Raw genomic sequence first — 13,771 nt, 5'->3', positions numbered from 1 at the left:
CTGGGCTCCCTGTGTTGCGCACGGACCAGATGTGCGGAATGTGCGAAGGACGGGCGTTCAACCCCTGGTGGGGCCGCTTTACCCGTCCCATCTTGGACAACATCCCATGTGACAAAGGTTCGAGCGTGGATGCTTCATGGTTCGTGGTTCTTGATTGGACAACAGCTCGATCATGCCAAAATTCCCCGCTTGATGCGCACAGGGGGATAGGGGACGGGGATCTGTCGCCTGTTCCCAGTCCGTGGTCTCCTCGTGCACGCGGGCGTGGACGCAACCTGGAGACGCGGGCTCTCCTGTGCTGCTGCTCCGGTGGGGTTGGGGTTTGAGAGAGCGCGGAAGGTGAGGGCGGCTCGGGAAGTTGGTCGCTACTCTGCCCGCCCGTGGGCGCGCTTCAGCCGTATCTGAAGTCGAGAAGGTGTTGCGGGTCCTCAACCGACCGCGGACGGCGGCGGCTCGCTGTTCAGGCTCAGGGGGTACGGTGCCAGGTTTCAGGTGGAGCTGTGGGCAGGCCGCCGGCTGCTACGGGGTGGGGCTGGCATGAAGGCGGCGGGCAAGCTCGGTTCGTACGGTCTGGTGCTGGTCGTGGTGTTCGGGGGTGCTCTGGGGGTGGGCACGATGGTCGGCCCGGTGACTCCCCGAGAGGGAGCAAGTGTGGCGGCGGGGGAGGGAGATGGCCATTCCGATCATTCCGGGCATGGGGTCGGTGGCCAGTCCGGTGCGGTGCCCGGTGGGCTGCAGGTGTCCCAGGATGGTTACACGCTCAACCCCATCAGCACGATCGCGACCGGCGCCCCGGCGGAGTTCAGGTTCACCGTGATCGGCCCCGACGGCACCCCGGTCACCGCCTACCAGGTCGAGCACGACAAGAAGATGCACCTCGTCGTCGCCTCCCGCGATCTCACGAGCTTCCAGCACGTGCACCCGAGCATGGCCCCCGACGGCACCTGGTCGGTCGGCCTGGCGGTGCCGAAGGCGGGCTCGTACCGGGCGTTCGCCGACTTCGTCCCCGCCGAAGGGGAGAAGCTCACTCTGGGGGTGGATCTGCAGGTTGCGGGCGACTATCGGCCTGAGCCGCTGCCGCACGTCAGTCGTACGGCGGCGATCGACGACTACACCGTGAACCTCGCGGGGAACATCGTTCCCGGCCAGGCGAGCAAACTGATCATGACCGTCAGCAAGGACGGCGAGCCGGTCGACGATCTGGAGCCCTACCTGGGCGCGTACGGTCACCTGGTCGCCCTGCGCGCCGGCGATCTCGCCTACCTGCACGTGCATCCGGAGGAGAGCGACGAGGCGGGGCCCGAGGTCACGTTCGTCGCCGAAGCCCCTAGTCGGGGCGACTATCGGCTGTTCCTCGACTTCAAGCATGAGGGGAAGGTGCGGACGGCGAGTTTCACGGTGCCGGCGGTGCTGTCCGATGGACACGCCCCGTCCGCGACCCATGACCACACCCATTGAGCGTCCGGTGCGGGTTCGCGGGGCGCGGTGCAACGTCAGGCGCGGGTTAGCCGGGCGCGTCTGACGGCCGGGGTCATCGCCGCGCCGGCCAGGACGAACATGACGCCGATCAGCAGCCACCCCAGCGTCCCCGCCCCCAGCACGACCGTCGTGAGCACCACAGGCCCGAGCATCCTGGCCACGGCCACCCCGCTGCCGAAGAAGCCCTGGTACTGCCCCTGCCTGTCGTCGGGGGCGAGGCCGAAGCCGATCTCCCACGAACCGGAGGCGAGCTGCATCTCGCCGGCCACCAGCAGCGCCGTCGCCACCAGCAGGAACCCCCACCAGTACGGGCTCAGCGCGAACACCGCGCACGCCGCGAACATCGTCACCCCCGCCCGCCGCACCGCCGCCGAGGCGTCCCGCAGGCTCCGCACCCGCCTGGCCACCCGTACCTGGAACAGCAGCACGCCACCCGTGTTGATCAGCAGCAGGACGGCGACCACCCACGTGGGCGCGCTGGTACGAGCGGCGATCCACAGCGGCACCACCAGGCTGAGCAGCGGCATGTAGAAGAGCATCACCGCGTTGACCAGCGTGACGAGCGCGTACGGCCGGTCCCTGAGCACCGCGAGGCGGGGGCCGGCGGAGGGGGCGGTGATCCGTACGGAAGGCAGCCGGAGCAGGACGATGGCGGCGAGGAGGAAGCCGAGGGCGTCCACCGCGAACGCGGCCAGGTAGCCCTCGCGGGTGCCGAGGTGCAGCGCGAGCCCGCCCAGCCCGGCTCCGACGGCCAGGCCGCCGTTGAGCGTGGCCTGCAGCGTCGCCCGTACGGTGGTCCGCTCGGCGGGCTCGACCAGGGCGGCGAGCAGGGCTTGGCGGGCGGCTGACAGGCCGGTCTGTGCGGTGCCGTACAGGCAGGCGACCAGGACGAACGCCACGAACGAGCCGACGAACAGGAACGAGCCGACCGCCACGGCGGTGGTGAGCGCGAGCAGGACGGCGACGCCGCGGGGACCGCACCGGTCGGCGAGGTGGCCCAGGGGTACGCCGGCCACCAGGCCGACGGCCCAGCCGAGGGTGAGCCCGAAGCCGATCTGCGTCGCCGACAGGCCGATGATCTGGGAGAAGTAGAACGCCGAGGTGACGAGGTAGAGGCCGTCGCCGATGGAGTTCGTCAGCTGCGCCTGTGCCAGGATTCGCCGATATTTCGGTACTTGGGGGACGGTGCAGCTGGGCGATCCGGTGGCGAGTAAGTCGGACGCCGTACGGGTGGGGGCTGATGTCATACGTTCATCCTCGCCCCCGACTTGTCCCAAGGTAAGCTCCAATTCATCGTCAAATGATTGGGCCAAGATGGACGTCCACATCAGCCTTCACGGCCGCGGTGACCTGGCCGCACAGGTCTACCGGCAGTTGCTCGACGCCATCCTCGACGGCCGCCTGCGGTCGGGCGAGCGCCTGCCCCCGACCAGGGACCTGGCCCGCGGCCTGGAGATCTCCAGGAACACGGTCGCCCTCGCCTACGACCGCCTGGTGGCCGACGGGTTCCTCGTGGGCCGCGCGGGCGCGGGCACGTTCGTCTCGGCGGAGCCGGTCAGGGGGCGGGCCGCGCCGAAGGGCGTCGTACGCCCGCGTCCCGTCTGGGACGACCTGCCCCTGCCCCAGCCCATGATCCCCGCCCGGTACGACTTCCGCGCCGGCGTCCCCGATCCGCGCCTGTTCCCCATGGAGACCTGGCGCCGCCTGGTGGCCCGCGAGCTGCGGGTGAGCGCGGCCGGCTACGGCGATCCGGCCGGTCACGAGCCGCTGCGCGCGGCGATCTCCCGTCACATCGGCCTCAGCCGCTCGGTCCACGCGGGCCCGGACGATGTGCTGATCACGAACGGCGCCCAGCAGGCGCTCGATCTGATCGGCCGGGTGCTGATCGAGCCGGGCGCGGTCGTGGCCGTCGAGGAGCCCGGCTATCCCCCGGCCCGCCTGCTGTTCCGCTCGCTGGGAGCCCGGGTGGCCGGCGTGCCCGTGGACGGCGAGGGCATCGACGTCACGGCGATCCCCGGTGAGGCGCGCGTTGTGTACGTCACGCCGTCGCACCAGTTCCCGCTCGGCACGCCCATGTCGCTGGCCCGCCGCGCCGCCCTGCTGGCCTGGGCCGAGCGCCGCAGGGCGGTGGTGATCGAGGACGACTACGACAGCGAGTTCCGCTTCGGCGAACGGCCGCTGGAGCCGCTGCAGAGTCTCGACCGGGCGGGCCGCGTCATCTACGTGGGCTCGTTCTCCAAGACGCTGCTCCCCATGCTCAGGCTCGGCTTCCTGGTCGCGCCCGCCTCGCTCGCGCGGGCCCTGCGCGCGGCCAGGCAGCTGTCCGACTGGCACGGGGAGTTGCCCACGCAGGCGGCGCTGGCCCGCTTCATCGACGAGGGCCTGCTGGCCAGGCACATCAGGAAGGCGACCCGCGAGTACGCCGCCAGGCACGCCATGATCGCCGAGGCGCTGGCCGGCGACGACCGGCTGCTGCCCGTGCCGTCCACGGCGGGGCTGCACCTGTGTGCCCGGCTCGCGCCTGATGTGTCGGTACGTCCGGTGCCGGAGCTGGCGGTGGAGTCACTGGAGGCGTACTACGGCGGGAGCATGCCCGAGCCGGGCCTGGTGCTGGGATACGGCGGGATCGGCAGGGACGCCATCCCGGAAGGACTGCGCCTGCTCAGGTCCGCGATTCGCTAGAGACCCTGGTCAGGGATGTCGGCGGGTCCAGAACCTGCGGTTGCGCTCCCCCGACATCTCCGGGTCGTCCGGCGGCGAGGGCTGTTGCACGATCACGACCGTCGTACGGGCGTGCCGCGCGCAGTACATGCTGGTCGAAGGCAGGAAGATGCGGCTGAGCACCCCGCGTCTCCCCCTCCCGAGCACCAGCAGGTCACCTTCACGGGCCAGGTCGACGAGATGGTAGCCGGGGTCGCCCACCCGGCCGACCATGAAGGTGGCCAGGTCCTCGGGCACCCCGCCCGCCACGTCCTCGAACACGCCCGTGATCACCTCGGTGCAGCGCGCCTCCTCGCCCGCCCTGACGGCGTGCTGCACGGGCAGCGCCTCGGGGAAGGGGTGGACGGGCGCGCGGCTGACGTGCACGGCCACGAGAGCCATCCGGTGCAGCCGTGCCGCGCCGATGGCCCAGGCCAGGGCCCAGCGCGCCGCCGGGGATTCGTCCACCCCGACGATCAGCCGCGCACCGCCGGGCAGATCCTGTTCCACGGTGCCTCCTGTCGAAGTACGACCATAGTGCGCCTACCCGCTGGTTACCGGGAGGTGGCACTTTGCGAACTCTGGAGTCCTCCGGCGAGGCCAGGCGTAGCATGCGGGGGTGGAACGAGGGTGGGTGCGGCCTCGTCCCGCCCTCGACCGGCGGCTCGACGGCGCACTCGTACACCGGCTCACCTCGCTCGTGGCGACGACAGGCTACGGGAAGTCGACCGTTCTGGCCGGTTGGAGCCAGGCCGTGGGTGCGGTGCTGCACCGCCTCGGGAGCGCCGATCGTGACCTGCCCACGCTGGCCGCGACGGTGGCCGCCGCGGTGGCGGGCAAGGTGCCCGATCTGCCCGCCGAGCTGGTGACCGCGGCGGGGGCGCCGCTCGGGCCCGGCGCCGACGAGCCGTCCAGGGCGGCGGCGCTAGCGGGCGCGCTGGCCGAGGCGCTGGCGCGGCGGCTGCGGCGGGGGCTGGTCCTGGTCTTCGACGGGGTCGAGGTGATCGCGGGCGCGCCGGGTCCCGTTCGTTACGTGGAGACGCTCGTACGCGCCGCGCCCCGTCACCTTCACCTGGTCACCGCGTCGCGGGCGCCGCTGCCGTTCCCGACGGCCCGGTTGCGCCAGGACCACGAGGTGCTCGACCTGGACGCCACGGATCTCGCGCTGACGCCGGAGGAGACCGCCGCCTGGGCGCGGGCCCTGCTGGGTGAGGCGGGCGCGGACATCGCGGCCGAGTTGCACCGTACGTGTGCCGGCTGGCCGGCGGCCGTGCAGGCGGCGCTCGACGCGCTGGCCCGCGAGGCTCCGGCCGCCTGGCGCGGCACCGTGGCCGGGCTGACGGCGAACTCCGCCACGCTCGACCGGCTCACGCTGGCCGCGTTCGAGGACCTGCCCGCCGCCATGCGGGAGCTGCTGCGCGCCGCCACGGTGCTGCCAGTGCTGACGCCGGATCTGGCCGGGGCGCTCGGCGCGCCGCCCGACACGCTGGACGCGCTGGCCTGCCGCGGCCTGTTCCTCGAATTCCTGGAGCCGGACCGCGAGAGCTGCCGCCTGACCTCGCAGGGCGGCCAGGTGCTGGCCAAGTACGCCCCGCTGGACCGGCACGAGGCCCACGACGTGGCGGCGGTCGCGGCCCGCTGGTACGTCGAGCACGACCAGCCCGAGCTGGCCCTGCGCGCGGCGATCTCGACCGCCCACCCCCTGCTCGCCGCCTCGCTCCTCGACGCCCACGGCCCGCGCCTGGCCGAGCGCGGTGACGTGCCGGCCGCACTGGAGCTGCTGCCCGAGTCCGCCAGGCGCTCTCCCCCGATGCTCAAGCTGGCCGGCTTCGCCGAGCAGAACCGCGGCCACTGGACCAGGGCCCGCGAGCTGCTCGCCCAGGCCGCGGAGGGGCCGGCGTTCGACGCCTCCGTGGCCAGGCGGCTGGCCTTCATCGACCACATGCGCGGCGAACTGGACCGGGCGCTGGCCATGTACGAGCAGGGTCACGCCTTCGGCCTGCCGCCCGCCGACGCGGCCATGTGCACCGCCTCGATGGCCTCGGTGCACTGGCTGAAGGGCGACCGGGTGTCCTGCGCCGAGCTGGCGGACAAGGCGCTGGAGCAGGCCAGGAGCCTGGGCGATCCGGCCGCGCTGGCCATGGCCAACACGGTCCTCGCCATGCTGGCCGCGCTCGACGGCGACCGCCGCGCCAACGACGCCTACTACCTGCGGGCGCTGGCCTACGCCGAGCGGGCCGGCGACCTGGTCCAGCTGATCCGCATCCACGCGAACCGGGCTTCTCGCCACCTGGACGAGGCCGCGTACGAGGACGCGCTGGCCGAGACGGAGATCGCCGGCCGCCTGTCGGATCTGGTGGCCTTCGCCCCGTTCGCCGCGCTCAACGTGGCCAACCGCGCGCAGGCCCTGGCCCGGTTGGGCCGCCTGGAGGAGGCGCTGACCGAGGCCGCCGACGCGGTGGCCCGGTGGGAGGCGATGGGCTCCAGGCTGACCGGCACCGGCATGAACCAGCTGGCCGCCGTGCACGCGCTGCGCGGCGACCGCGGGGCGGCGGTGGCGCTCTACCGGCGGGTGATCGCCCAGGCGAAGCCGTCGGGGGAGGTGCAGGCGCTGTCGCACGCGCTCAACGGGCTGGCCGGGCTGCTCGCGTACGAGGATCCCGACGAGGCCGCCCGCGTCGCCCGGCAGGCGCTCCGGTACGTCGGCGGCATCGCCGGGGTGGCGGCCAGGCTCGCCGCCGTACGGGTGGCGCTGGCGGCCGGGCGGCGCAAGGAGGCCGGGGCGCTGCTGGCGGAGGCCGAGCCGGTCGCGGTCGGCCGCAGGGATCACGCCGCGCAGGCGGCCGTCGCGGAGCTGCGCGCGGAGCTGGACGGCGACGCCGCGTCCGCCGACGAGGCGGTGCGCCGGTGGACGATGCTCGACGATCCCGTCGGCCGGGCCAGGGCCGAGCTGGTCAGGGCCGCGCTGGCCGATCCGGCGACCGGCGTCGAGGTGGCCGTGGCGGTGCGCGAACGCATGCACGCGATCGGCTGCCGGGCGCTCGACGACCGCATCGACGCGCTGGTGGCCCGCGCCGCTCCCCCGCGCCAGGCCAAGGTGGTCGTCGCGACCATGGGAACGTTCCGCGTGCTCAGGGGCGCGGTGCCGGTGCCGCGTACGGCCTGGCAGTCGCGCAAGGCGCGTGACCTGCTGAAGATCCTGGTCGGCCGCAGGGGCGGCGCGATCGGCAGGGAGCGGCTGGTCGAGATCCTCTGGCCGGAGCAGGAGGACCAGGCGGTCGGGCTGCGGCGGCTGAACGTGATGGTGTCCACGTTGCGCGCCGTGCTGGATCCGGGGCACGAGTGGCCGGCGGACGAGATCGTGGTCTCGGAGGAAGGGGCGTTGCGGCTGGAGCTGGCCAACGTACAGGTCGATGTAGAGATATTTCTTGATCTGGTGGCTGAGGCCGTGCGGCTCGATCAGGCCGGACGTCCGGCGGAGGCGCTGGAACGGTGGGCGGCGGCCGAGAACGCGTACGGCGGGGAGTTCTGCGAGGAGGACCCCTACGCCGACTGGGCCGTGGGCCTGCGCGAGCAGGCCCGGCTGGCATACGTGCAGGCGGCGGCCAGGCTCGCCACCGAGCGGGCCGGCGCGCACCGCTACGACGAGTCGGCCCGCTACTGGCTGCGGCTGCTCGAACGCGACCGCTACGACGAGCGCGCCCACCTCGGTCTGGTACGGGTGCTCGACCTGGCGGGCCGGCGCGGCGACGCCCGCAGGCGCTACCAGTTCTACGCGGAGCTCATGCGCGAGCTGGAGGTCGAGCCCGCGCCGTATCCGACCTAGGCACCCCGACCTGAACCAGACCTGAACCGCCCGGCGAGATCGTGCACAGTTGACATCCTCCCCTCATGAAGGAGGGGATTCCCACGGTTGCCCATGAGGTTTCCTGCTTCATCGCCGGTTGCCCGCCCGAGAGGACTCTCGTTGAGGTCTGACACCAGCTCCACAGGCGTTTCAGCTCTCCGCCAGCCCGGCGGCGAGCACGTTCTTGGCCGCGTTGGCGTCTCGGTCATGGCCCGCGCCGCAGGCGCACTCCCATTCGCGGACGTCCAACGGCATCGTGTCCCGCAAGGTTCCGCACGCCGAGCACAGCTTGCTGGAGGGGAACCAGCGGTCCACCACCACCAGCGTCCGCCCGTACCAGCGCGCTTTGTACTCCAGCATGGAGCGAAACTGTCGCCATGCGGCGTCGGAGATGGCGCGGGCCAAACTGTGGTTCCTGACCAGGTTGCGGACGGTCAGGTCTTCCACGGCGATCACTTGGTTCTCGCGAACAAGCCGTGTGGTGACCTTGTGCAGGTGATCCCTTCGACGGTCGGCGAGCCGGGCGTGAGCGCGGGCCACCTTCAGGCGGGCCTTGGCCCGGTTGTTCGACCCCTTCTCCTTACGGGCCAGCGCCCGCTGAGCCTTGGCGAGTTCGCGCCGGTCGCCGCGCTCGTGACGAGGATTGACGATCTTCTCGCCGGTGGACAGGGTGGCCAGCGCGGTGATCCCGGCGTCGATTCCCACCTTCGACGCGACGCAAGGAAGCGGGCTGATCTTCTCCTCCACCAGCAGGGACACGAACCAGCGCCCCGCAGCGTCCTTCGCCACGGTCACCGTGGACGGCTGCGCAATTTCCGGCAGCGGACGGGACCACACGATCGCCAACGGGGCGTCCATCTTCGCCAGCGTCAACTCCCCGTCCCGCCACCGGAACGCCGACCGGGTGTACTCCGCCGACGCCCGCGACCTCTTACGGGACTTAAAAACCGGGTACTTGGCGCGCTTGGCGAAGAAGTTCGCGAACGCGGCCTGAAGATGACACAGCGCCTGCTGAAGAGGCACCGACGACACCTCGGACAGGAAGCCGTATTCGCCGCTGCGCTTCCACGCCGTCAGACGCGCGGACGACTCCACATAGGAGACGCGACGGCCTTCCAGGGTATAGGCGCGGGTGCGTTCTTCGAGGGCTTTGTTGTAGACCAGACGCACGCAGCCGAACGTCCGGGCAAGCTCTCCGGCCTGCTCGGGGGTCGGGTAGAAGCGGTACTTGTAGGCCCGCTTCACGATCTGCGCCACGCCCCACATCATACCGAACGATCAAGAAATACTCGCGTGTTTGTTCGATACGACAGTTCGCTTGACGGGGAACCGGCTGCCCCTGTTCTGCCCCGCAGGGGTCCGAGTTCTTCTCCGCCTGAAGGCGGGGGCCTCCTCGGAGGTATCCAATGAGAACGGTCATCGTCCGGCTGGTCGAGCCCGAGCAGTCCGGCGGCCAGCTCCGCGGGCTGCTCGAAGAGGTCGGAGGCGAACCGGTGCCGTTCAGCGGCCCGGAAGCCGTCATCGAGATGCTGATGGTGGCCGCCGGACTACACAGAGATCCGGCCTGAACCTCCCGCGAACACCTCTCGCCACGATGGGTGACGAGAGGAGGCACGATGAGCGAGCACGGGAGCTGTTGGCCGTTCGTCGGGCGAAGGGGGTCACTCACGACCGTACGGGAGGCATTGCGGTCGGGAGCGGGCATGATGATCGCCGGGGCGGCAGGGGTGGGCAAGAGCAGGCTGGCGGCGCAGGCCGTCGCCGGGCTGCCGGGATACGCGGTGGTGCACGCGCTGGGGACGGAGACCGCTGCGGCGATCCCGTTCGGCGCGTTCGCGCACGTGCTGACGGGGCCGCCGCGCAGCGGCGAGAACCTGCTGCGCTGGGCGGCGCGTCATCTGCGCGGGCAGGCGGGGCGGCGGGGGCTGCTGGTGAGCGTGGACGACGCGCAGCGGCTGGATCAGGCGTCGGCGGCGCTGGTGCACTATCTGGCCGAGAGCGGGGAGGCGCAACTGCTGGTGACGGTCAGGTCGGAGGAGCCGCAGCCGGCTCCGGTCACCGCCCTGTGGAAGGACGAGCTGCTGCGGCGGATCGAGCTGCCGCCGCTGACCGTGGCGGAGGTCGGCCAGGTGCTCGAAGCGGCGCTCGGCGGGGAGGTCGCGGCGCGGACCGTACGGCAGCTCGCGGGGATGAGCGAGGGGAACGTGCTCTACCTGCGCGAGCTCGTGCACGCGGGGCGCGACTCCGGCTGCCTGGCCGAACGCGGGGGCGCGTGGCGCTGGCGGGGCGAGCCGGCCATGACCACCCGGCTGCGCGAGCTGGTCGGCGACCGGATCGGCCACCTCGACCAGGACGAGCGCGAGGTGCTTGAGCTGGTGGCGTTCGGGGAGCCGGTCGGCATCGAGCTGCTGACCGCGCTCACCTCGGCGCGGGCGGTCGAGCGGGTCGAGGCGCGCGGCCTGGTCGTGACCGTGACCGACGGCCGGCGCGAGAACCTGCGGCTCGGCCATCGGATCTACGGCGAGGTGATCCGCGGCGACTGCGGCACCCTGCGCACGCGGCGCCGGCTGCGGACGCTGGCCGAGGGGCTGGAGGCGACGGGGCTGCGGCGGCGCGAGGACGGGTTGCGCGCGGCCGTGTGGCGGCTGGACAGCGGGTCGCCCGCCGATCCGGCGCAGCTCACCTCGGCCGCGCGGCTGGCCTGGGGCCGGCAGGACCCCCGGCTGGCCGCGCGGCTGGCCAGGGCCGCGATGGACGCGGGTGCGGGCGTGGGGGCGGTGGCGGTGCTCGGCGAGGTGCTCACGGTGCTGGGCGAGACCGGCCCGGCCCTGTCGGCCCTGTCGGCGGTGTCGGTGTCGGTGCCGCTGTCATCATCGGCATCGGCGGAGGCGGAGGCGGAGGCGGAGGCGGCTGGGGCGCTGGCAGTTGCCGGGGCTTGGGCGTCGATGACCGAGGGCGAGCGGGCGCAGCACGCGTGCAGTCTGGGGATGAACCTGGCATGGGCGGGCGCGGACGCCGAGGCGTGCCGGGTGCTCGACGCGGCGGTCGCGACGCTGACCGAGCCGGGATGGCGGCAGGAGGCGTACGTCTACCGCGCCGTCGCCGACTGCTTCGCCGGCCGGATGGGCGGCGCGGCCGAGTCGCTGTCCGAGGCCCGCGCCTGCGCGCCCGGCACCGCCCGCGGCCTGGCGCACGCGGCGGCGCTGCGGACGTGGGTGGACGCCTACACGGGCCGCCCGGAACGCGCCCTCGCCGCAGCCGGACGGACGGCGGAGGATGGGCCGGGCCGGGAGGAGTCCGCGCACGCGTTGCCGACGTTGCTGGACGCGCTGTGTGCCGCGCAGCTGTTCTGCGGGCGGCCGGAGGAGGCGGCGGGTACGGCGGAGCGGGGTATGGAGCTGCCCGCCGCCGAGCTGCCGGTGACCGGGTTCGCGGCGCACCTGGCGATGGCGGCCAGGCTGCGTGGCGACGCGGCGGAGGCGGTGCGCCGGTGCGGGGACGACCTGGCCAGGCTGCCGGAGCGGGAGCCGTACCTGGGGCGCTGCCTGGCCGAGCAGGCGCACGCGTTCGCGCTGCTCGGCAGGCTGGGGGAGGCCACGCGGGCGCTGGCCGAGGCCGAGGAGGCGGCGGCCAGGTGGGCGTTCACCCGGCAGCACGTGCTGAGCGCCGCGGTCTGGGTGGCGGCGGCGGGCGGCGACGTGGCCGGCGCCGTACGGCGATGCCTGGCGGCGGCCGAGCACGCGGAGCGGCACGAGCTGCGCGGCCACCTGATGTTCGCGCTGCACGACCTGGTACGCCTCGGGGCCGCACCCGCCGCCGTGGAGCGGCTGCGGGAGCTGACGTCCCTGGTGGAAGGGCCGCTGGTGCGACTGTTCGCCCGGCACGCGCGGGCGCTGGGGGATCCGGCCGAGCTGCGGGAGGTGGCCGGGGAGTTCGAGCGGCTGGGCCTGCTGCTGTACGCGGCCGAGGCCACGGCGCACGAGGCGGCGGCGTACCGGGAGGCGGGGCGCGGCACCCTGGCCAGGGGCGCGCGGACGCGGGCCTGGGCGCTGGCCAGGGTCTGCTCGGGCATCAGCACGCCGGCGCTGATCGAGCTGGCCACGCCCGAGCTCACGCCGAGGCAGCGGGAGATCGTCCAGCTCGCGGCCTCCGGGCTGACCAACCGGCAGATCGCCGACCGGCTCACGCTGTCCACCCGGACGGCGGCCAACCATCTGCAGGCCGCCTACGACAAGCTCGGCGTGAACGACCGCACCCAGGTGGCCCGCCTGCTGACCGTCCTCTGAGCGGCCGGCCCGCGCGGGCCGTCCCAGGTCGGGACGGCTTGTGCGGGTCGGCTGCGCGGCGGGGTCAGACGAGTTTCAGCAGGGCGTCGTACAGGCTGTCGCGTTCCCGCTCGGACAGCACCCCGTACGGCGTCGCGGCGCGCCGGTTCGTCTCGGTCTCGATCGCGACGCGCTCGGGCCCGTCCCGCAGGCCGACGATCTCGGTGGCGGACAGGCCCGCCGCCTCCCACGCCGCGGCATGGGCGTCGGCGCGGTGGTAGCGCAGGACGGCGAGCCGGTTGAACAGCCGCAGCCCGGGCCCCGACCCCTCCGGCTCGTACGGCGGCGCCACCAGCTCCAGCGCCCCGCCGGGCAGCCGCTCGGCGGCGTCGAGCACCCGGCCCACCAGTTCGGCCGGACCGGCCAGGTCGTGGCCCGCCCAGACGCGGCCGACGGCGGCGGCGTGCAGGTCGTAGAGGCGGTGCACGAACGCGAGACCCTTGCCCGTCAGCCGCAGCAGCCCGTCGCCGTCCTCGGTCAGCGTGCCCTCGTCGAGGTGCCGCCGGAGGGTGTGTTCCTGGTCGGATGCGTACCGGTAGAGGGCGGAAAGGCCCATGCGGGGCAGCGGGCGGAGGGGGAGGGTGAAGCGCAGGTCGTACAGGTAGGCGGGGGTCAGGCCCGAGGTCGCGGCCAGGTCGGCGAGGGCTGGGGCGGCCGAGGCGTGCACGTTGACGTGGGCGACGTTGATGACCGGGGCGATTTCCGCCGCATACTCCGACAAGTCCCGAAATTTAGGCATCAGCGGCGATTATCCGGGTTACCGCGGCGAGAAGAGAGGTTTCACGTGAATCGGGATCAACGCCCGGACCGCCGGGCCGGCGTGGAATGCTAGGCCCATGGCGCTGCCGTTCCGTCTCGCCCGCACCGCGGTGTTCGCCGTCGTGTGCCTCGGGCTCGGCGTGGCGGCTCACGTGCTCGGCGGCTCGTCCGTGCCCGCTCCCGCCATGGTGGTGGCGTTGGGGCTGGCGTTCGGGGCCGCGTACCCGCTGGCGGGGCGTGAGCGCTCGCTCGCGCTGATCCTGCCGCTGCTCGCCGGCCTCCAGGTGCTGCTGCACCTGCTGTTCAGCCTGTCCCACACCGTCTCGCCGGCAGCGCCGGCCCTCCACCTCCACTCGGGGCTGGTGCCGGGCCTGGGCATGCTCGCCGCCCACGGCTGGGCTGTCGGGCTGACCGCGCTCTGGCTGGCGCGCGGCGAGGCCGCGCTCTGGGGGCTGCTGCGCCGCCTGGCCGTGCGGTTGCTGGTCATCGTCCGGCTGCCGCTGCTCGTCACTCCTTTCTCCGCCTCCCCGGGCACGCCCGAGCCGCGCGTGCTGCGCTCGGCCGTGCTGCGGCACGTCGTCAGCAGAAGGGGCCCGCCGCGGGCCGTCGCCGCCTGACCTGCGGGTCCGGCAAGACGTTCTCCCCTCTCAGACGACCCCCG

Annotated in this window: 9 protein-coding genes and 1 pseudogene; 6 read left to right on the top strand and 4 right to left on the bottom strand. The window is 73.1% G+C overall.

The annotated features are described in order from the left end of the window. Window positions 1-537: 537 nt before the first annotated feature. A complete protein-coding gene (locus OIE67_RS47925) occupies window positions 538-1,458 on the top strand; it encodes a hypothetical protein (RefSeq protein ID WP_326633153.1) in 921 nt (306 codons plus the stop codon). A 35-nt stretch (window positions 1,459-1,493) separates the two neighbouring features. On the opposite strand, the gene OIE67_RS47920 is transcribed toward OIE67_RS47925, so the two are convergent. Next, the gene (locus OIE67_RS47920) at window positions 1,494-2,726 is read right to left on the bottom strand and encodes an MFS transporter (RefSeq protein WP_326633151.1); all 1,233 of its coding nucleotides are present in this window, start codon (window positions 2,724-2,726) and stop codon (window positions 1,494-1,496) included. Window positions 2,727-2,793: 67 nt separating this feature from the next. Here OIE67_RS47920 and pdxR point away from each other — a divergent pair, with 67 nt between their 5' ends. Continuing rightward, window positions 2,794-4,161, top strand: coding sequence for a MocR-like pyridoxine biosynthesis transcription factor PdxR (gene pdxR, locus OIE67_RS47915; protein WP_326633149.1), 1,368 nt, complete (start codon window positions 2,794-2,796; stop codon window positions 4,159-4,161). Window positions 4,162-4,170: 9 nt separating this feature from the next. On the opposite strand, the gene OIE67_RS47910 is transcribed toward pdxR, so the two are convergent. After that, window positions 4,171-4,689 (bottom strand): universal stress protein, encoded by a 519-nt coding sequence (locus tag OIE67_RS47910; protein WP_326633147.1) that lies wholly within the window; start codon window positions 4,687-4,689, stop codon window positions 4,171-4,173. 109 nt (window positions 4,690-4,798) lie between these two features. Here OIE67_RS47910 and OIE67_RS47905 point away from each other — a divergent pair, with 109 nt between their 5' ends. Beyond that, a complete protein-coding gene (locus tag OIE67_RS47905; RefSeq protein WP_326633145.1) occupies window positions 4,799-8,005 on the top strand; it encodes a BTAD domain-containing putative transcriptional regulator in 3,207 nt (1,068 codons plus the stop codon). A gap of 85 nt (window positions 8,006-8,090) precedes the next feature. Here OIE67_RS47905 and OIE67_RS47900 read toward each other — a convergent pair. Continuing rightward, window positions 8,091-9,283 (bottom strand): annotated as a pseudogene (locus OIE67_RS47900) (RNA-guided endonuclease InsQ/TnpB family protein); the annotation flags it as partial. 149 nt (window positions 9,284-9,432) lie between these two features. Here OIE67_RS47900 and OIE67_RS47895 point away from each other — a divergent pair. Both OIE67_RS47895 and OIE67_RS47890 read left to right on the top strand, forming a co-directional pair. Next, window positions 9,433-9,594: a hypothetical protein gene (locus tag OIE67_RS47895; protein ID WP_181308760.1), complete on the top strand. Its 162-nt coding sequence runs from the start codon at window positions 9,433-9,435 to the stop codon at window positions 9,592-9,594. A gap of 135 nt (window positions 9,595-9,729) precedes the next feature. After that, window positions 9,730-12,312: a LuxR C-terminal-related transcriptional regulator gene (locus tag OIE67_RS47890; protein WP_326633139.1), complete on the top strand. Its 2,583-nt coding sequence runs from the start codon at window positions 9,730-9,732 to the stop codon at window positions 12,310-12,312. Window positions 12,313-12,376: 64 nt separating this feature from the next. Here OIE67_RS47890 and OIE67_RS47885 read toward each other — a convergent pair whose 3' ends face one another. Next, window positions 12,377-13,072 carry a hypothetical protein gene (locus tag OIE67_RS47885; RefSeq protein ID WP_326633138.1) on the bottom strand — a complete coding sequence of 232 codons (696 nt, stop codon included), beginning with the start codon at window positions 13,070-13,072 and terminating at the stop codon, window positions 12,377-12,379. A gap of 115 nt (window positions 13,073-13,187) precedes the next feature. On the opposite strand from OIE67_RS47885, the gene OIE67_RS47880 reads away from it, so the two are divergent. Then, window positions 13,188-13,727: an MFS transporter gene (locus tag OIE67_RS47880; protein WP_106252666.1), complete on the top strand. Its 540-nt coding sequence runs from the start codon at window positions 13,188-13,190 to the stop codon at window positions 13,725-13,727. Window positions 13,728-13,771 lie beyond the last annotated feature (44 nt).

It is taken from the genome of Nonomuraea fuscirosea (genome assembly GCF_035917475.1).
GTDB lineage: Bacteria > Actinomycetota > Actinomycetes > Streptosporangiales > Streptosporangiaceae > Nonomuraea > Nonomuraea fuscirosea.
This window is presented reverse-complemented; position numbering and strand designations above follow the sequence as displayed.

Coding starts and splice junctions, on each gene's coding strand:
- OIE67_RS47880 (WP_106252666.1), top strand. CDS start 13,188: ATGGCGCTGCCGTTCCGTCTCGCCCGCACCGCGGTGTTCGCCGTCGTG.
- OIE67_RS47895 (WP_181308760.1), top strand. CDS start 9,433: ATGAGAACGGTCATCGTCCGGCTGGTCGAGCCCGAGCAGTCCGGCGGC.
- OIE67_RS47890 (WP_326633139.1), top strand. CDS start 9,730: ATGATGATCGCCGGGGCGGCAGGGGTGGGCAAGAGCAGGCTGGCGGCG.
- OIE67_RS47925 (WP_326633153.1), top strand. CDS start 538: ATGAAGGCGGCGGGCAAGCTCGGTTCGTACGGTCTGGTGCTGGTCGTG.
- OIE67_RS47920 (WP_326633151.1), bottom strand. CDS start 2,726: ATGACATCAGCCCCCACCCGTACGGCGTCCGACTTACTCGCCACCGGA.
- pdxR (WP_326633149.1), top strand. CDS start 2,794: ATGGACGTCCACATCAGCCTTCACGGCCGCGGTGACCTGGCCGCACAG.